Origin of the sequence: Acinetobacter sp. CIP 101966, assembly GCF_000369725.1 — a bacterium.
Classification (GTDB): Bacteria; Pseudomonadota; Gammaproteobacteria; order Pseudomonadales; family Moraxellaceae; genus Acinetobacter; species Acinetobacter lwoffii_Q.
In genome coordinates, this window is sequence record NZ_KB850160.1 from 185,059 (window position 1) to 203,629 (window position 18,571).

Genomic DNA, 18,571 nt, shown 5'->3' on the forward strand with positions numbered 1-18,571 from the left:
CAATACTAACAACGGCCAACGATGTCCGTTCTGATCGTAATTGCACTTTCAAGGAGTGTGATTGGTATTTCGTTCAGCACAGGATAAATGACATGGTCAGTTGTTCAGCAATACAAAACGCACAAGCGTTTCAACCCTTCCTCCAGCATTACAAAGCGCTGGGTTGCGGTATTTACAACATATTCAATCAGCAGACATATCAATGCCTAGACGTGATATGCGGCTTTTTATCATCTTTAAAAAAACAATAGTTGGAGTGCAGATATGAAAATTCTCATGATTGGGCATGGCATGGTGGGGCATAAATTCATCGAATCTGTACTGGAACAGGCCGGTGATGACATTGAGCTGACCATTTTGGCAGAAGAGCCACATTTAGCTTATGACCGGGTACATTTGACCGAATATTTCAGCGGCAAGTCGGTCAAGGATCTGAGTCTGTGTCGTAGTGATTTTGCCGATGCTTATGGCATTGATTTGCGACTTAATACTAAAGCGGTTGAAATTGATCAGCTCCATAAAACCGTCACCACCAGCCAGGGTGATGTGCTGAGTTTTGACAAGTTGATTCTCGCTACCGGTTCTTATGCCTTTGTGCCACCAATCCCGGGCAATGACCGTCAGAATTGCTTTGTTTATCGTACCATTGAAGATCTGGATGCCATTCGTGCAGCCAGTCTGAATGCCAAAACTGGCGTAGTGATTGGCGGCGGCTTGCTAGGGCTGGAAGCAGCGAAAGCCCTGCGAGATCTGAATCTGGAAACCCATGTCGTAGAATTTGCTCCGCGTCTGATGGCGGTGCAGATTGATGATCTGGGCGGCCGGGTACTGCGCTCTAAAATTGAAGACCTTGGTGTCAAGGTACATACTCAAAAGGCCACGTCAAGTATTGAAGATGGTGACAGCACTCAGCATGTAATGAAGTTCGGAGATGGTTCGGTGCTTGAAACCGATATCATCCTGTTCTCGGCCGGCATTCGTCCGCGTGATGAACTGGCGCGCCAAAGTGGTTTACTGATTGGTGAGCGTGGCGGCATCATCATTAATGATTATTGCCAGACCTCACATCCGGACATTTATGCCATTGGTGAATGTGCACTTTGGGACAATAAAATTTATGGTCTGATTGCACCAGGCTATGACATGGCGCGGATCGCGGCAAAACATGTCCTAGGCCAAGAAAGTCATGCATTCGCTGGTGCGGACATGAGTACCAAGCTCAAACTGATGGGCGTGGATGTTGCTTCTATTGGTGATGCACATGCCATGTCCCCAGGTGCTTTGAGCTATTTTTATGCTGATGAAGCCGCGCAGGTTTATAAAAAAATCGTGGTGTCAGCAGATAAGACCAGGCTGCTGGGCGCGGTGCTGGTGGGCTGTGCCAAAGAATATAGTGATCTCCTGCAAATGATGCTAAATGGTCTGGCTGTACCGGAGCAACCGGAAAGCCTGATCATGCCGGGCTTTGATCAGTCAACCTCCAAATCAGGTGGCAGTGGCATCGATTTATTGCCTGACAGTGCGACCATCTGTTCATGTAATAACGTTTCCAAAGCTGATATCTGTTCAGCCATTGATGGCGGTGCAACTTCATTGGGTGCATTGAAAAAATGCACGCAGGCTGCAACAGCGTGCGGTGGCTGTGCGCCACTGGTAACGCAGGTTCTCAAATCTGAATTACAGCGTCAGGGTGTCACGGTGAACAATCACCTGTGTGAACACTTTGCCTATTCACGTCAGGAACTGTATCACCTGGTTCGTGTGCATGAGATCAAGACATTCTCTGACCTGATTCAGCAACATGGGCACGGCATGGGCTGTGATATTTGCAAACCGACTGTAGCCAATATTCTGGCATCCTGCTGGAATGATTTTGTTCTGAAACCAAGTCATGCCGGTTTGCAGGATAGCAACGACTACTACCTCGGCAATATCCAGAAAGATGGTTCCTATTCGATTGTGCCACGTGTGGCAGGCGGCGAGATTACCCCGGATGGTCTGATTACCATCGGTCAGATCGCCAAAGATTATGGTCTATATACCAAAATCACGGGCGGACAACGAATTGACATGTTTGGTGCGCAGGTACATCAACTGCCTGAAATCTGGGAAAAACTGATCAATGCCGGTTTCGAGTCCGGACATGCTTACGGCAAATCCTTACGTACGGTGAAATCTTGTGTGGGTAGTACCTGGTGCCGTTTTGGAGTCGATGATTCTGTCGGCTTGGCGATTTTCCTGGAAAATCGTTATAAAGGCCTGCGTTCACCCCATAAAACCAAAATGGCAGTATCCGGCTGTACCCGTGAATGTGCAGAAGCACAGAGCAAGGATGTCGGTGTCATTGCCACGGAAAAAGGCTGGAATCTATATGTATGCGGCAATGGCGGCATGAAACCGCGCCATGCTGAACTGCTCGCCTCGGATCTGGATACTCCCACACTCATCAAATATATCGACCGCTTCTTTATGTTCTATATCCAGACAGCAGACCGTCTGCAGCGCACCAGTGTGTGGCGTGACAATATGGAAGGTGGACTGGACTATCTGAAAGATGTCATTGTGCATGATTCGCTCGGCATTGCCGCTGAACTGGAAAGCCGTATGCAGCATGTGATTGGCACTTATCAGGATGAATGGCGCACTGCGATTGAAGATCCTGAAGTGCGCAAACGCTTTAAGACTTTTATCAATGCCAAAGCAGCCGAGCAGAATGACCCGCATATTCAGTTTGCGCCTGTACGTGGCCAGATTCGTCCAAAGACAGAAGCTGAACGTGATTTAAACCGTATTCCAGTGGTTGAAGCCTAAATACCACAGTCAGGGAGAATGAAAATGACAATTTTAAAAGACATCAACGAACTGAACTGGTACGAAGTCTGCAATCTGGATGAGATCACTCCGAATACCGGTGTGGCAGCCCTGATTGAAGATCAGCAGATTGCAATTTTTCGCGTGGGTCAGGAACAGCGGGTTTATGCACTCAGCAATCAGGATCCGTTTAGTCTGGCCAATGTCATGGCACGTGGCATTCTGGGTGATCTGCAAGGTGAGCGTGTAGTCGCATCCCCAATTTACAAGCAGCATTTCAGTCTGGTGACCGGTCGTTGTCTGGAAGAACAAGAGCAGAAATTACTGGTATTTCCAACCCGAATTGAAAATGGCAAAGTTCTGGTGAGTCCGACTCCACAAAAAACTTATATTTCCAGTAATGGTCAAAACACAGAGCGCTTAAAACTGGTACTGATCGGGAATGGACTGGCGGGTATGCGTTGTCTGGAAGACTTGCTGGATATGGCGCCAGATCGTTATGACATGACCGTGATTGGGGAAGAGCCATGGGGCAATTACAACCGGATCATGTTGTCACCGGTATTGTCTGGTGAGAAAAGCTTTGCCGAAATTATGCTGCATTCAGCCGACTGGTATGCTGAAAAAGGCATTCGATTCATTGCTGGGGATGCTGCTATCGCTATCGACCGTTCGCGTAAACAGGTCCACACCCAAAAAGGCGAAGTCGTTGCTTATGATCGTCTGATTCTCGCCACTGGTTCCAAACCCTTCATGCCACCTATTCCGGGTGCTGAACTTGAAGGCGTGATTAGCTTCCGGGATATTCAGGATGTTAACCGCATGCTGGATTACTGCAAAACCAAGCAAAATGCCGTCGTGATTGGAGGTGGGTTGCTGGGTCTAGAAGCAGCTTATGGACTGAAGCAGCAGGGGATGAATGTAACTGTGCTGCATCTGATGGACCGTATTATGGATCGTCAACTGGATATGAAAGCCAGTCAAATGCTGAAAAAATCAATTGAAGATAAAGGCATCCGAATCATCACTGAAGCCAACACCGAAGAGCTGCTCGGTATTGATGGTCACGTGACTCAACTGCGACTAAAAGACGGGACAATGCTGGATGCCGATTTGGTGGTCTTCGCCGTCGGGATTCGACCAAATAAAACCCTGGCTGAACAGGCTGGTCTGCGCTGCAATCGTGGGGTGCTGGTGAATGACACCATGCAAACCTATGACCCGAGTATTTATGCAGTGGGTGAATGTATTGAGCATCGTGGCCAGACCTTTGGACTGGTTGAGCCATTATGGGGACAGGCCTTTATCTGCGCGACGCATCTGGCTGAACATGGCCGACTGACCTTTAAGGCACCGACTGTTCCGACCCAACTCAAGGTTAGCGGATGTGATGTCTTCTCAGCCGGAAATTTTGAACCTCAGGATGATTTTGAAGATATCGTCCTGAATGATGAAAAACGTCAAATCTATAAACGGATCATTATCCAGCAGGACAAGGTCATTGGTGCGGTGCTATTTGGCGATACCGAAGATGGAGCTTGGTATGCAGAACTGATTGCAGATCAGATACCGATTAGTAATATCCGCAGCAAACTGCTTTTTGGTCGGGATTTTGCATTAAAAAAGGCAGGGTAATCGGATCAATCTCCCAACCCCTCTTTAAACAAGAGGGGAACCTCTCTCCTTTATTAAAGGAGGGTTGGTGAGGATTAAAGCTTTTGAGACATAGAAAAAATTTAAATCAAACCTGTAAAAGCTAGATATCAGAGATTTGGTGAAACAAGTGAATTTGGATGATTAAGGAGCGCAGCAGCAATGAATAGTATTCCGGTTATGGAACTACATAGCTCTACTGAATCCCAAATAAAAACCACTCAGACGACCTGTCCTTATTGTGGAGTAGGCTGTGGTGTCATCGCGCACGTAAGCCAAACCTCGATGGGTGAAAAGGTTCAGATTGAAGGCGATGTTCAGCATCCTGCGAACTTGGGCAAGTTGTGTATTAAAGGCAGTCATCTTGCCGATACACTTGGCTTAAAAACCCGGCTTCTGCATCCGATGACAGGGCGAAAAGAGCAGCGGCAAATAAGCACTTGGGATCATGCTATTTCAAGTATTGCCAATAAATTTCAGCAATATATTGATCAGTATGGACGTGACAGCATCGCCTTTTACGTCTCCGGCCAGCTTTTGACTGAAGACTATTATGTGGTGAACAAGTTTGTAAAGGGCTATCTCGGTACTGCCAATATTGATACCAATTCAAGACTGTGCATGTCTTCTGCTGTGGCGGCACATAAACGGGCTTTTGGCGAAGACCTGGTACCGGCCAGCTACACAGATTTTGAGCAGACAGAAATGGTGGTTTTGGTCGGTTCCAATACCGCCTGGTGCCATCCGGTGCTTTATCAGCGCATCATGAAAGCCAAGGAAGAGCGGGATTTATTCGTGGTGGTGATTGATCCCCGCTTTACCGCAACCTGTGAAGCGGCAGACTTACACTTACCCATTTTACCAGGTCAGGATGTCGCGCTGTTTAATGGCTTGTTGCAGTATCTTCAGCAAAATGGTCATGCCGATCTGGATTTTGTTACCCAACATACTCAAGGTCTGGAGCAGGCGCTTTCCAGCAGCTCGACAGAGTCATCGATTGAAAGCGTGGCAAGACGTACCGGTATTGCTATTGAAAAATTAATCTTATTTTTTCAAAAATTTGCCCAGACCGAAAAAATTATGAGCCTGTTTTCCATGGGCGTAAACCAATCCTCCCAAGGCGTAGACAAGGCCAATAGCATTATCAACTGTCATTTATTGACAGGAAAAATAGGCAAACCCGGTTCGGCACCTTTTTCCATGACCGGACAACCGAATGCGATGGGCGGACGGGAAGTCGGTGGGCTGGCCAATATGCTGGCCAGTCATCTGGATTTGGATAATTCGCAGCATCAGCAACTGGTGCAGGATTTCTGGCAAAGCCCGGTCATCGCCCGGCAGCCCGGATTAAAAGCGGTAGATTTATTTCAAGCGGTGGAAAGCGGGAAAATCAAGGCCATCTGGATTATGGCCACCAATCCGATCGTGAGTTTGCCCGATGCAGATCAGGTTAAACGCGCTCTGGAGAAGTGTGAATTTGTGGTGGTTTCCGATATTTGTCTTGGCACCGATACCATGCAATATGCCGATGTACTGTTACCGGCACTGGGTTGGGGCGAAAAAGATGGCACAGTCACCAATTCGGAGCGCCGTATTTCCCGGCAAAAGGCTTTTTTGCCGGCTCCGGGTGAAGCTAAAGCAGACTGGTGGGCCATTTCTCGGGTGGCTAAAGCTTTAGGTTTTCGCGGTTTTGACTTTAACAATAGCCATGACATTTTTCTGGAACATGCCCGTTTATCTGCCTATCAGAATAGTTCGCTTTCGCAACGTGAAAATACACCCAATTTTCGCTATTTCAACCTGCAAGGTTTAACTCATCTCGGTTTTGCGGAATATCAGAATCTGGCACCGATCCAGTGGCCGGTCTGGGATAAGCAAGAAGTTCATCAGGTTGGTCAACTATTTAGCCAAGGCCAGTTTAGCCATGCAGATGGCAAGGCCAGACTGGTGCCAATAGTTGCAGCCGATCCGGTACATGCTATTTCTGCTGAATATCCTCTGATCCTGAATACCGGACGCATTCGCGATCAATGGCACACCATGAGCCGTACCGGATTATCTGCCAGTTTGTCCCAGCATCGTGCCGAGCCTTATTGTGAGCTGCATCCGCAAGATGCGCTGAAGTATGGCCTGAAAGATGCCGAGCTGGTCGAGGTGAAATCTGCTTGGGGAAGTTGTGTACTCCGTGTGCAATTTTCACAAAATATGCGACGTGGCCAGATTTTTGCACCGATTCACTGGAACGACCAGTTTGCGTCCGATGCGCGGATTGGAAAAGTGGTGAATCCGGTGGTTGACCCGATTTCTGGCGAGCCAGAATTTAAGCATACTCCGGTCATGATCCAGCCGTTTTATACCCAGTGGCAGGGCGTGTTGTATGTACGGGAAGGCTTTGAACAGCAGATTCAGACCATGATTGAAAATACGGTGTGGTGGAGCAAAATTCAAACCACTCAGGCCATCCGTTATGAATTGGCAGACCGTCGCCGTTTTTCTGACATCACCGGGCAGATCAAGAGCCTGTTAGCCTTTGATGATGAAAGCTTTGAATGGCTGAATCTCGAAGATCAAACGGCGCATATCAGTCATAGTGTGGTGCTTCAGGATGGCCAGTTAATTGCCAGTTTTTATATTGCACCGGCGGCACTATTGCCAGATCGTGACTGGGTGGCAGGCCTGTTTAGACGTGAACGTCTGAGTGCATTGCATCGTAAAGCATTGCTGGCAGGTCAGGCCATGTCGATGGGAAATAGTGAAGGGCCATTGGTCTGTAGCTGTTTTAAAGTCGGCAAGAACCGAATTATTCAAACCATTAAAGATAAAAATATCACGCATGAAAAACAGGTGACTGCATGTCTAAAAGCTGGAGGAAATTGCGGTTCATGTTTGCCAGAAATTAGAGGCCTGATTAAGACCTGCCAGACGGAGTATATAGAATGAAAAGAAGAGTGATGAAAACGACGGTGTCCTATCCGGAAACTGATGTGGTGATCCTGGCCGGCGGTTTAGCGCGGCGCATGAATGGTATCAATAAATTACTGCACAAATTTGATGATGAAATCCAGCTCATTAAAATCCATCAGCAGCTGAAGTCCCGGGCAAGCAAAGTTTGGGTCAATAGCCATCGGGATCATTCCATTTATAAACGGATGATTCCTTCGATCGACTTTTATCAGGACGATGAACCCGGCTTTCAGGGACCTCTGATGGGCATGAAGAGTGCATGGTCACATGTACAATCTGATTATGTGCTGTTCGTACCCTGTGATGTGACTTATATTCCCAAAAAGGTCATTTCACGTTTACATCAGGCCCTGCAACTACATCCTTTATCTGAAGTGGCGGTGGTTGAAATCAATGAAAAGGCATTGTTTCCATTCTGTCTGATGAAACGCAGCAGCTTACCCACGCTTATACAACATCTTGAACAGGATCAGCGCAGTTTAAAACGCTGTTTTGCTGACATGCACATGCAGCGGGCAAGTTTTAAAAATCGTGCCCTGTTTTTCCACAGCATTAATTCATTTGATGAGCTACAGCAGCATCAACAGCTTAACTTTCTCTAGCGTTTAAAATGCTAAAAGCCGAATTATCATATTCTGGCTCACCAAAATATTGCTTTTTTTATTTTTCGAGCAAACTTTCGGACTAAAAAAGAACAAATATTATCCATTAACATTCATTAAAAATAAATTTGTGCAAAGTTGGAACACTTATTGCTCATTCATTGTGAAGAAATAGCGCAGTAAATCAAGACTGTTAAATAACCGTGCAGATCTCATCATGGACCGCAGCAATGAATAGCATGACAGCTTTAGCACCTCGCAGTATCTTTCAGGATCAGTTTGGACGCCAGAAACGTAAGTTGCGGATCTCGGTGACTGACCGCTGTAATTTCAAATGCAGCTATTGCATGCCTGAACATCCGCAATGGATGAATAAAAAAGATTTGCTCAGTTTTGAAGCCCTGTATGCTTTTTGCGAGTTTATGGTGCGACACGGGATTGAGCAGATCCGGGTGACGGGGGGCGAACCGTTGATGCGTCAAGGTATTGTTCATTTTATTGCCCGCTTACAGACGCTGAAAGCTATTGGCCTGAAACGTATTTCCATGACCAGTAATGGCCATTATTTAGCAGATTATGCTCAACCGCTTAAACGCGCAGGACTCGATGATCTGAATATCAGTCTGGACAGTCTTGATCCAAAGCAGTTTCAGCAACTGACCCAAAAACAGTTACAGCCTGTACTTCAAGGTATTTCTGCCGCACAGCAGGCAGGTTTGACCGTCAAGATCAATAGTGTGCTCATCAAAGGCATCAATGACAATCAGATTATTCCTTTGGTGAAATGGGCACAGCATCAGGCTATAGAACTGCGTTTTATTGAGTTTATGCCCCTCGATGGCGATCAGAAATGGAATCCGTCTGATGTCATCAGTGAGCAGGATATCCTGGATCAACTGAAAACTGAATTTGATGTCCAGGTATCTCAAGGACAAGGCGCCAATCCAGCCCGTGGCTATTTGGTCAATGGGCAGCCTTTGGGGATTATTTCCACCATTACCCATTCATTTTGCAGTGATTGTGACCGTCTGCGCCTCAATGCCCAAGGTGAATTTTATAACTGTTTATTTGCCAGACAAGGCCTGAACCTTAAGGCAGATATCGAACAACTGGCGCTGGATCATTTCGCCACACAGACATTTCAGCACAAGCTCCACGCTTATATCTGGCATAAAGAGGCCGGCTTCCATGCGATCCAGCAATCACCAATACAAAAGCCGATCCGAAAAATCAGCATGCACAGCATTGGAGGGTAAATATGTCACTCACTCAGCAAAAATTAATTCATATCAAAATAGAAGCCTTCGGTGCGATTGAACGACAAATTCCCGCAGATTTAAATTTGCAATGCGAGTCTGAAATTCATGTTTCTGAAGTCCTGAACCAGTTGCTATCCCTCTATCCCGATATACAGCCCATGCTGGAACGTTGTGCCTGTGCAATCGGTGAAGACATTATTTCCAGACAGAATGTTTTAAATCGTGACAGTACGCTGGTGCTGTTATCGCCGGTAGCAGGAGGCTGAGATGCAACTCAAGTCACTAAAACAATTTGCCCGAATCCAGCAGACTGCTTTTAGTCTGGAGGATTTTGATGGTATCCAGCATTTTCCGGAATGTGGTGGAATCGGCATCTTTGTCGGAACAGTACGTAACCATCATCAGGGGAAAGCTGTGCGTACCCTGAAATATACCGCCTATGCGCCTGTGGCTGAAAAAATGATTCGTGAAATTGAACAGCAGATCCAGATCAAATACCAGGTGTCTTATGTGCGGGTAGTGCACCGTATTGGTGAGCTGGAGGTTGGGGAAACAGCCATTATTGCTATGGCTTATGCGGCCCATCGTCGTGAGGCCTTCGCTGCCTGTGAGGAAGCTGTGGAACGGGTGAAGCATGAGGTTCCGGTCTGGAAAGAAGAATTTTATACGGATGGCAGCAGTCAATATGTCGAAGGCTGTTGTATCCGAAAAGATCATGGACCTGAAACTAATCACTCTCATCATGCAGAAGAAGCGCATTGTCACCATCACCATGTAGCAGAACACGCTTGCCAATCACCATCTAATTAAATGCGTCCAATGAGGATGCATAAGATGAATCACTTTAAAACAGATTTTAAAAATTAGCCTGGGATGAATCATGAAAAATGTAGGGATGAAAGCAGAAAGTTACCGTACAGCAATTGCCACTGGAATCCTGCATGCACCGCCACATTGCATTGAGCTGCTACGTAATGGCAATACTGAAAAAGGTGATGCCCTGAAAACAGCACGCATTGCCGGCATTCTAGGTGCCAAACGGACCGATGAGCTGATTCCATTGTGCCATCCATTACCGATTTATCGTGCCGATGTGGAATATGAACTGTGTGATGCACATGTCGAAATTATTGCTACTGTTGAAACCATTGGACCAACTGGTGTGGAAATGGAAGCTTTGACAGCGGTCAGTCTGGCAGGTCTGACCTTGTATGACATGCTGAAGCCGCATTGTGAACCGGAAGATTTGTCGCTGGATCAATGCAGGTTGCAGCAGAAAAAAGGCGGAAAATCACATTTTACCCGCGTACTTAAAGAGAGTCTGTCCGCTTCGGTTATTGTGCTGTCCGATACGGTTGCAGCAGGCAAAAAGCCGGACACTGCCGGACAAAACGTAATGGAAATTTTAAAAGAAGCCAATTTTGATTCTATTAGTTATCAGGTTATTCCCGATAGCCCAGAACAGCTCTTGACCCTGATTGAACAGCAGAAAAATCAGTATCCGCTGATTCTAACTGTGGGCGGTACTGGCTTAGGTCCTAAAGACCTGACCGTCGAAACCCTACAACCTTTGCTGCAACGGGAAATTCCCGGTTTAATGGAAGCTTCACGTAGTTTTGGGCAAAAACGTACCCCTTATGCAGCATTAAGTCGTGGCGTGGCTGGCTATATTGAGAACAGTCTGGTGATGACCCTACCGGGAAGTCGTCAGGGTGCGAAAGAATCTCTGATCGCGGTACTTCCGGCTTTGGTGCACTTGTTTGATGTGCAAAAAAATATCCCACATGCGGGGGGCTATCAATGAATCAGGCACTATCACATTCAGCCTGCGGTGCTGAACCGGGACTGATTTCTGTTGATCAGGCACTGCAGATGTTACTTGAGCAGACGCATATCTTGGTAGCTGAAAGCCTGCCGCTTGCTCGGGCTCTGAATCGCTATCTGGCAGAGGCGATTGATTCGGCCATACCATTGCCGCTGTTTTCACAAAGTGCTGTAGATGGCTATGCGCTTTGCAGTCCAGAAAATGTTAGTGCTCACAGCACTTTTGAACTCATTGGAGAGATTCGGGCAGGGCAAAGTACTGAAATTGAACTGCGGCCAGGTCAGGCGGTCCGGATTTTTACCGGTGCCAGGATTCCAGCAGGAACTACAACGGTCGCCCGTCAGGAAATTGTCAAATGCCATGCCAATCAAATCATTATTACAACAGACCTAAAGCCTCATACGGATATACGTGATGCAGGCGAGGAAATCGCACAAGGGCAGCGTCTGGCAGATGCAGGTCAAAAACTGCATGTAGGTGCAATTGCAGCTTTGAGCATGGCAGGCGTAAAGCAGGTTTCAGTCTATCGTTATCCTAAAATTGCTGTTGTGATTACTGGAGATGAAGTGGCTTCCAGCATTGAAGACCTGAATTCCGGAAAAATCTTTGACGCCAATGCTCCGCTGATTCAGGCCTGGTTTCAGTCACAGGGTCAAAACGTAGATATTCTGCATGTGCCCGATTGTGAGTCCGAACTGCAATTATTACTGAACCGACTCAAACACCAATATGATGTCATCTTGACCACTGGCGGAGTGTCGGTGGGTAATTATGATTTCATTCGCCCGGTTGCCCTGGAGCAGGGTTTTGAGCAGATTTTCTGGAAAGTGAAGCAGAAACCCGGAAAACCGATGTTATTTGCCAAGTATCGTCGAGATGATCAAGGTTACTGTTATCTCTTGGGTTTACCGGGAAATCCGGCTGCCGTTTATGTCGGGATGCAAATCTATACGGTAACTTTACTGAATGCCTTACAGGGGCAAAAGCAGCTACCTGAATGGCTTAGTGCGGTAATGACGCATGATTTGAAAGCGGATGCACGCGAACGTTTTTTAAGAATGGCTGCAGAATTTGATCAGGGCACTTTAAAACTCAAGAGCCTGGCGAAACAGCAGTCGCATATGTTGAGTAATCTGATGCAGGCCAATTGTCTGATACGTATTCCGGCAGCAACAGAAATCCAAGCCGGGCAAGTGGTACAGGGTTTGCTGATTTGAAATGCCTGTCACAATTCTCAATATTCAAGCCACGCAGAATGAGAAAGATGGATTTATTCAAAGTTCTCCTCACTGGCATGCTGTTGACTAGCCCCATGCTGCATGCCGAGACAGTTAAAATCTATGCTGCGGCCAGCCTGACCAATGCGATTACTGATATTTCCAAGCTGTATGAGCAACAGCATCGGGATATCCAGATCGTTCCAGTTTTTGCTGCGTCTTCGGTATTGGCCAAACAAATTGCAGCGGGAGCCAGCAGTGATCTATTTTTCTCTGCAGACCTGGACTGGATGAATGACCTGATCAAGAAACAAAAAATCCAGGTGGGGCAGAGTAAACCTGTGCTGTTTAATGAGCTGGTATTGATTAGTCCTATCCAGCAAAAAAATCATTTTAAAATGTCAGCCGATTTTAATTTTGCTAAGGCCTTTCAAGGCTATTTGTGTACAGGACAAATGGAATCGGTGCCTGCCGGAAAATATGCCAAGCAAAGCTTAACCCGGCTGGGCTGGTTGAATCCGCTTCGTGGCAGAATTGTCGGTACGGATAATGTCCGTGCAACTCTCGCATTTGTAGAACGTGGCGAATGTCAGGTCGGTATTGTGTATAGAACCGATGCCTTAATAATGAGTAAAAAATTTAAAATTTCGGGAGTTTTTCCAGCCAGTACACATCGTCCGATTGTGTATCCGATTGCTTTAACCCGGCAGGGCCAGAAAAATCAGGCAGCAATCCAGTTTTCTGAATTTATCCAGACGAGTCCACAGGCCAGACAGATTTTCCAGAAGTATGGTTTTAAGCTCAAGGCTCCATAACTGATGATGCTCACACCAGAAGAACTGAGTGCCTTGATGCTTTCAGCCAAAGTGGCGGGCTTTGCCACAGCGGTATGCTTGCCGTTTGCAATTGCCTTAGCATGGCTGCTGGCACGTTATGAATTCAGGGCCAAATTTCTCGTAGAGGCGATATTGCAGATGCCTATGGTGCTACCGCCGGTAGTACTGGGCTATCTTCTGCTCCTGCTGTTTGGCCATCAGGGGATGCTGGGGCAATATCTGCATGCATGGGGAATTCAACTGGTATTTAACTGGAAAGGTGCGGTACTGGCAGCAATCATTGTGGCATTTCCTTTAATGGTTCAACCAATTCGCTTGTCTTTTCAAATGATCAACCGGCAATTGGAGCAGGTGGCAGGATCTTTAGGCGCAGCACCATGGCGGGTATTCTGTAGCATTAGCCTGCCTCTGGCTTTGCCTGGAATTTTAATCGGTAGCATTTTATGTTTCAGCCGCAGTCTGGGAGAATTTGGTGCCACCATTACCTTTGTTGGCAATATTCCAGAAGAAACCCGCACGATTCCTATCGCCATTTATAGCCTGTTGCAGCAGCCTGATGGAGAAAGCATGGCCATGCGTCTGGTCATTTTATCTCTGATTCTGGCTTTTTCGGCTTTGATTGCAAATTACTGGATCATGCAGAAATATCAACGTAAATTGGAGGCCTAAGATGCTGAAGTGTGATTTTCAGTTTAATTACGCAAATTTCCAGCTACATGCCAGTCTGGATATGCAGACACAATTGATTGGTATTGTGGGAGCCTCAGGAAGTGGGAAAAGCACCTTTTTAAAAAATATTGCAGGGCTATTAAAACCATCACAAGGCTTTATTCATTTTCAGCAAAAAATATTATTTGATCATCAGCAGAAACTGAATATTCCTGTTCATCAAAGAAAAATTGCCCTGATTTTTCAGCAAGCCCTACTGTTTCCGCATCTGAATGTCATGCAGAATTTAAAATATGCAGAACAGCTAAACATAAAAAATAAAGGTCAGCAGAAATTTATGTTTGAGGACATTGTGGAGTTACTCGAATTAAAGCTACTGCTTCGGCATCGGGCGCATCAGCTTTCTGGTGGACAGGCACAGCGCGTTTCTATTGGACGTGCACTTTTATCTTCTCCCGATCTATTACTTTTGGATGAACCTTTAAATGGACTGGATCAAAAGCTGAAAAACCAGATTTTACCCTTTCTGAAAATTGTGATTCATCAAACAGATTTACCCATGATTTATGTGACCCATCATGTAGATGAAGTAGCGTATTTACAGGCACAGGTGCTGCATTTTGAAAAGGGAAAAATAGTCTGATGCAATGCTGCACCGATTTAAACCAGCAATGACTCCGGGCAGGTCATTCTCTCACTGTTTTGCTAATAATGCCTCAGAAGCTATCTATTTTTCTCTCTATTTTTAAAAATGAAAAGTCTAATTTAAGAGCTTAAATATAAATTATTTTATATAAAACAGTATCTTATTTTATTTTAAAAATAATCTGGCATGACCTATGCATATATCTGATTAAAGTCAAAGAAGACTCAACATTTGTATGACGGCCAATGACGTCCGTTCTGATCGTTACTGATATGCCTCGGCATCATAGTGACTTAAATACGTTCAGTTCTGGTAAGGAAATGGCTATGTCTTCAAATACAAGTCTCAATAAAGCAACAAAAATAAGTCTATTTAACTTCAGTAGTTCAGCGATGCGGGCCTTCCATATGAGTTGGCTCGCTTTTTTTGTCTGTTTCTTTGCATGGTTTGCCTGTGCACCTTTAATGCCTGTCATTGCCGGTGAATTCAGCCTGACCAAAGAGCAGATCGCCAATATCAATATTGCCGCAGTCGCCATTACCATTCTGGTGCGTCTGATCGTGGGGCCGCTGTGTGATAAATACGGTCCGCGTAAAACCTATACCGCCTTATTGATTATTGGCAGTATTCCGGTGTTTGGTGTGGCGTCGGCCAACAGTTATGAATCTTTCTTGTTTTTCCGTTTATTGATTGGCGCCATCGGTGCCAGTTTTGTCATCACCCAATATCATACCAGCATCATGTTTGCGCCGAATGTGGTGGGAACGGCAAATGCAACTACAGCAGGTTGGGGGAATGCCGGTGGCGGTGCGACCCAAGCCCTGATGCCTTTAATGCTGGCTGCTTTGGTCATGTTCGGTGTAGAACAGGCGATGGGATGGAGAATTGCGCTTCTGGTGCCGGGCATTCTGATGATCATTGTCGGTGTACTGTACTGGAAATTCACCCAAGACTGTCCACAAGGCAATTTTAAAGAACTTCGTGCGCAAGGTATTTCTGTTGGTAGCGATAAAAAAGGCGGCCTTGCCATCTTAATGCATGCCGCACGTAACTACCGTGTCTGGATTCTATTTGGGGCTTATGCTGCCTGTTTTGGTATTGAAATTTTTATCCATAATATTATTGCCTTGTACTTTGTCGACAACTTTCAGTTTGGCCTAAAAGAAGCAGGCATGGCAGCCGGGATTTTTGGTTTACTGGCATTGTTTGCCCGTGCCTTGGGAGGTATTGTTTCAGACAAAGTCGCGATTCAAAAAGGTCTGGATGGTCGAACCAAAGTCCTGTTTGCCTTGATCATGCTGGAAGGTCTGTTTCTTATTCTATTTTCGCAAATGAACAGCGCGACCTTGGCGATCATGGCGATGACTATATTTGCCTTGTTTACTCATATGGCATGTGGTGCAACCTATGCACTGGTACCCTTTATCGACCGTGATGCCTTGGGTGGTGTGGCCGGTATTATTGGAGCAGGTGGCAATGTCGGCGCGGTAGCTGCAGGTTTCCTGTTAAAAGGCATGCTGGATATTCAAACCACTTTGATGGTACTGGGTAGCTTGGTGGTGATTGCTGCAAGTTGTGTGTTGATGATCCGCTTCTCTGTCGAACATAAAGAAAAAGAACAGCTGTTATATGAACAGGCAGTAAATGAACGTCATCTGGCGGAAGCACAGCAATAACACTACATTCCTGATTTAAAATGAATGAACAAAAAGGATAGCAATATCCTTTTTGTTGTTTTTGCTAACTCACTAATAAAATGATGAATCCAATATTCAGGATGGGAAAGTATTATTTAAACAGGACAGGAGGATTGAATTCATCGAATAAAAATAAAATTATTTAGGGTCTGTTGACATTTACTGTTCATAATTAACCCTATAAAGGTAGCCATAAAAATATACAGGCTAAAGCAACAGAACTTTGATAATTTCTTTTGAGCTTGTCATATCGAGTAGCTATTCCTCTAAATTGCTTTAATCTACAAAACATATTTTCAACTAAATGCCTGATTTTATATAAACACCAGTCCATATGGTCATTGTTCGATTGGCTATTTGTTTTCTTTGGTATATTCGCTTTAGTCCCTGTTTTCCTGATCTGTTCACGCAGTGGTTCTGAATCATAGCCTTTATCTGCACATACCACTTTTGTCTCTTTTAAATCTAATGTTGATATTAAATCAGGTGCAACTTTAACATCATGTGTGGTTCCATCGGTAATCATGAAATCAATAGGATTGCCATGTGCATCAACAATCAAATGTATTTTTGAGGAGTTTCCTCCTACACTTTTAGAAATAGATTGATTCGCTATACCGGCAGAATGTTGATGAGCACGTACATGAGAGCCATCAATAAAAATCCACTCCATATCGGGGCATGAGGCTAGTAATTTGAATAATCTAAGTAACTTACCGCTGCTTGACCAACGATTAAAACGTTTGAAAATAGAGTTTGAATGACCAAAACAAGAAGGAATATCTCGCCACGGACAGCCTGTTCTAATTCTATAGAGAATAGCTTCAATAAAATTGCGTAAATTTGAGTTGTGGTGAATGGATAAATTACGCAGAATAACTTTCAACTTTTGCCAGTGTTGATCTGTCAGCATGGTACGAGGCATAGCGAATAGTAAAATTGGGTTTGGCGATTTGATTTTACTACTTCGCTATTTTTTTAAGCTAAAAGTGTCAACACACCCTATAGGTTGTAAGTTTAATTTGAGATGAAAAAATTATGGTGGTGTTTCAAAAAGTATGCTGAAAAAAACAATATGGCTTTTGATAAAATAGAGGTATGAAAATAACGCTACAAATCAAATGTCCTACCTGTCTAAGTAACAATATAAAGAGAAATGGCATCAAAGTAGATGGGAAACAAAACCATCAATGCAAAGATTGCAAACGTCAGTTTATTGGTGATCATGCATTAAGCTATCAAGGATGTAACTCAGGTATTACCGGCAAGATATTACATTTAATGGTCAGAGGAAGCGGTGTAAGAGATATTGCTGAAGTCGAGCGTATCAGCATTGGCAAGGTATTACGAACCTTAAGTGAATCGATCTATCAGATTCAGCCTAAACAAAGCCACTACGAATGTCTTGAAGTCGATGAACTTTGGACTTTTGTAGGGAATAAGAAAAATAAACAATGGCTTATTTATGCCTACCATCGAGAATCTGGAGAAGTTGTTGCTTATGTTTGGGGTAAGCGGGATTTAGCAACGGTTCAACGTCTTAAAGCTAGACTTAAAAAGCTTGGGGTTCAATATGCTGGAATTGCGAGTGATCACTGGGATAGTTTTATCACAGCATTTCAATGTTGCAAGCAAGTGATCGGTAAGTTTTTTACCGTCGGTATTGAAGGTAACAACTGTAGAATTCGTCATCGAATCAGGCGTGGATTTAGGAGAAGTTGCAACTTTTCTAAAAAGCTCGAAAATTATTTTAAAGCCTTTGATTTGACTTTCTTTTACCTTAATAACGGATTTGTTTAACGCCAGCATACTTTTTGAAACACCACCAAAATTATATATATTTTAATAATGATTTTAAAAAATAAATGAATTTAATGAGTGCAGATAAAATAAAAGCCATTTTCAAAATGGCTTTTATTTTTAGAATGATAAATTAATAGGTTTTGTAAGGTAAAAACTTTCCGGATAATACGACGTTCACCCGATCTCCGTTTGGATTATTCTCACGTTGAATATCCATATTGAAATCAATTGCACTCATAATTCCATCACCAAATTCTTCATGGATCAGTTCTTTAATAGTCATACCATAGACGCTGACAACCTCATACCAGCGATAAATCAGCGGATCTGTCGGCACACTGGTTGGCAGAGAACCTTTATAGGGTACGATTTGCAGCCAGGCGATGGCTTCATCAGTCAATCCAAATATTTCACCAATTTTTTCTGCCTGTTCTTTATTAAAAGCCATCTGACCCAAACATGCGGCTGTCACCCATTCTTTAGAAAGGCCTATTGTTTCAGCGACATCTGCCCATTTGATAGACTTTAAAACTTTCGCTGAAATAATCATGTCTGTCACTTGTTGACGATGGCTAATCATAATCTTCTC

16 protein-coding genes are annotated in these 18,571 nt (G+C 44.7%); 14 read left to right on the forward strand and 2 right to left on the reverse strand.

Features of this window, described 5'->3' with window-relative positions; all coding sequences use genetic code 11:
• The first annotated feature begins 264 nt into the window (after positions 1-264).
• The 13 genes from nirB to F891_RS06990 all read left to right on the forward strand — a co-directional run bounded on the left by nirB (position 265) and on the right by F891_RS06990 (position 16,158).
• A complete protein-coding gene (gene nirB, locus F891_RS06930) occupies positions 265-2,811 on the forward strand; it encodes a nitrite reductase large subunit NirB (RefSeq protein ID WP_005262897.1) in 2,547 nt (848 codons plus the stop codon).
• Positions 2,812-2,835: 24 nt separating this feature from the next.
• Positions 2,836-4,446: a nitrite reductase small subunit NirD gene (gene nirD / locus F891_RS06935; RefSeq protein ID WP_004731033.1), complete on the forward strand. Its 1,611-nt coding sequence runs from the start codon at positions 2,836-2,838 to the stop codon at positions 4,444-4,446.
• Positions 4,447-4,626: 180 nt separating this feature from the next.
• A complete protein-coding gene (locus tag F891_RS06940; RefSeq protein ID WP_005262898.1) occupies positions 4,627-7,404 on the forward strand; it encodes a nitrate reductase in 2,778 nt (925 codons plus the stop codon).
• The gene (locus F891_RS06945; protein WP_005262905.1) at positions 7,401-8,030 is read left to right on the forward strand and encodes a molybdenum cofactor guanylyltransferase; all 630 of its coding nucleotides are present in this window, start codon (positions 7,401-7,403) and stop codon (positions 8,028-8,030) included. The genes F891_RS06940 and F891_RS06945 overlap by 4 nt, the downstream gene beginning before the upstream one ends.
• A 230-nt stretch (positions 8,031-8,260) precedes the next feature.
• The gene (gene moaA, locus F891_RS06950; RefSeq protein WP_004731028.1) at positions 8,261-9,286 is read left to right on the forward strand and encodes a GTP 3',8-cyclase MoaA; all 1,026 of its coding nucleotides are present in this window, start codon (positions 8,261-8,263) and stop codon (positions 9,284-9,286) included.
• Between the two features lie 2 nt (positions 9,287-9,288).
• Positions 9,289-9,555, forward strand: a complete 267-nt coding sequence (locus F891_RS06955; protein WP_004280351.1) for a MoaD/ThiS family protein — start codon at positions 9,289-9,291, stop codon at positions 9,553-9,555.
• Position 9,556: 1 nt separating this feature from the next.
• On the forward strand, positions 9,557-10,099 hold the full coding sequence (locus F891_RS06960; RefSeq protein WP_004731026.1) for a molybdenum cofactor biosynthesis protein MoaE: 543 nt from the start codon (positions 9,557-9,559) through the stop codon (positions 10,097-10,099).
• 70 nt (positions 10,100-10,169) lie between these two features.
• On the forward strand, positions 10,170-11,093 hold the full coding sequence (gene moaCB, locus F891_RS06965) for a bifunctional molybdenum cofactor biosynthesis protein MoaC/MoaB (RefSeq protein ID WP_004646996.1): 924 nt from the start codon (positions 10,170-10,172) through the stop codon (positions 11,091-11,093).
• Positions 11,090-12,331 carry a molybdopterin molybdotransferase MoeA gene (locus F891_RS06970; protein WP_004731024.1) on the forward strand — a complete coding sequence of 414 codons (1,242 nt, stop codon included), beginning with the start codon at positions 11,090-11,092 and terminating at the stop codon, positions 12,329-12,331. Before moaCB ends, F891_RS06970 begins: the two co-directional genes overlap by 4 nt.
• Before the next feature lie 47 nt (positions 12,332-12,378).
• Positions 12,379-13,146, forward strand: a complete 768-nt coding sequence (modA, locus tag F891_RS06975; RefSeq protein ID WP_004731022.1) for a molybdate ABC transporter substrate-binding protein — start codon at positions 12,379-12,381, stop codon at positions 13,144-13,146.
• Positions 13,147-13,152: 6 nt separating this feature from the next.
• Positions 13,153-13,836, forward strand: a complete 684-nt coding sequence (gene modB, locus F891_RS06980; RefSeq protein ID WP_034439536.1) for a molybdate ABC transporter permease subunit — start codon at positions 13,153-13,155, stop codon at positions 13,834-13,836.
• A 1-nt stretch (position 13,837) separates the two neighbouring features.
• Positions 13,838-14,479 (forward strand): ATP-binding cassette domain-containing protein, encoded by a 642-nt coding sequence (locus F891_RS06985; protein WP_004731019.1) that lies wholly within the window; start codon positions 13,838-13,840, stop codon positions 14,477-14,479.
• 329 nt (positions 14,480-14,808) lie between these two features.
• Positions 14,809-16,158 carry an MFS transporter gene (locus F891_RS06990; RefSeq protein ID WP_004731016.1) on the forward strand — a complete coding sequence of 450 codons (1,350 nt, stop codon included), beginning with the start codon at positions 14,809-14,811 and terminating at the stop codon, positions 16,156-16,158.
• 199 nt (positions 16,159-16,357) lie between these two features.
• Here F891_RS06990 and F891_RS06995 read toward each other — a convergent pair whose 3' ends face one another.
• A complete protein-coding gene (locus F891_RS06995) occupies positions 16,358-17,104 on the reverse strand; it encodes an IS5-like element ISAba31 family transposase (RefSeq protein WP_004731014.1) in 747 nt (248 codons plus the stop codon).
• A gap of 173 nt (positions 17,105-17,277) precedes the next feature.
• Here F891_RS06995 and F891_RS07000 point away from each other — a divergent pair, with 173 nt between their 5' ends.
• On the forward strand, positions 17,278-17,979 hold the full coding sequence (locus F891_RS07000; protein ID WP_005262916.1) for an IS1 family transposase: 702 nt from the start codon (positions 17,278-17,280) through the stop codon (positions 17,977-17,979).
• 133 nt (positions 17,980-18,112) lie between these two features.
• Here the strand turns inward: F891_RS07000 and cynS are convergent, their stop codons facing one another.
• A complete protein-coding gene (gene cynS / locus F891_RS07005) occupies positions 18,113-18,562 on the reverse strand; it encodes a cyanase (RefSeq protein WP_004280338.1) in 450 nt (149 codons plus the stop codon).
• Positions 18,563-18,571: the final 9 nt, after the last annotated feature.

What these genes read in the sequence shown, in the direction of transcription:
- nirB (WP_005262897.1), top strand. Translation starts at nt 265, where the DNA reads ATGAAAATTCTCATGATTGGGCATGGCATGGTGGGGCATAAATTCATC.
- nirD (WP_004731033.1), top strand. Translation starts at nt 2,836, where the DNA reads ATGACAATTTTAAAAGACATCAACGAACTGAACTGGTACGAAGTCTGC.
- F891_RS06940 (WP_005262898.1), top strand. Translation starts at nt 4,627, where the DNA reads ATGAATAGTATTCCGGTTATGGAACTACATAGCTCTACTGAATCCCAA.
- F891_RS06945 (WP_005262905.1), top strand. Translation starts at nt 7,401, where the DNA reads ATGAAAAGAAGAGTGATGAAAACGACGGTGTCCTATCCGGAAACTGAT.
- moaA (WP_004731028.1), top strand. Translation starts at nt 8,261, where the DNA reads ATGAATAGCATGACAGCTTTAGCACCTCGCAGTATCTTTCAGGATCAG.
- F891_RS06955 (WP_004280351.1), top strand. Translation starts at nt 9,289, where the DNA reads ATGTCACTCACTCAGCAAAAATTAATTCATATCAAAATAGAAGCCTTC.
- F891_RS06960 (WP_004731026.1), top strand. Translation starts at nt 9,557, where the DNA reads ATGCAACTCAAGTCACTAAAACAATTTGCCCGAATCCAGCAGACTGCT.
- moaCB (WP_004646996.1), top strand. Translation starts at nt 10,170, where the DNA reads ATGAAAAATGTAGGGATGAAAGCAGAAAGTTACCGTACAGCAATTGCC.
- F891_RS06970 (WP_004731024.1), top strand. Translation starts at nt 11,090, where the DNA reads ATGAATCAGGCACTATCACATTCAGCCTGCGGTGCTGAACCGGGACTG.
- modA (WP_004731022.1), top strand. Translation starts at nt 12,379, where the DNA reads ATGGATTTATTCAAAGTTCTCCTCACTGGCATGCTGTTGACTAGCCCC.
- modB (WP_034439536.1), top strand. Translation starts at nt 13,153, where the DNA reads ATGCTCACACCAGAAGAACTGAGTGCCTTGATGCTTTCAGCCAAAGTG.
- F891_RS06985 (WP_004731019.1), top strand. Translation starts at nt 13,838, where the DNA reads ATGCTGAAGTGTGATTTTCAGTTTAATTACGCAAATTTCCAGCTACAT.
- F891_RS06990 (WP_004731016.1), top strand. Translation starts at nt 14,809, where the DNA reads ATGTCTTCAAATACAAGTCTCAATAAAGCAACAAAAATAAGTCTATTT.
- F891_RS06995 (WP_004731014.1), bottom strand. Translation starts at nt 17,104, where the DNA reads ATGCCTCGTACCATGCTGACAGATCAACACTGGCAAAAGTTGAAAGTT.
- F891_RS07000 (WP_005262916.1), top strand. Translation starts at nt 17,278, where the DNA reads ATGAAAATAACGCTACAAATCAAATGTCCTACCTGTCTAAGTAACAAT.
- cynS (WP_004280338.1), bottom strand. Translation starts at nt 18,562, where the DNA reads ATGATTAGCCATCGTCAACAAGTGACAGACATGATTATTTCAGCGAAA.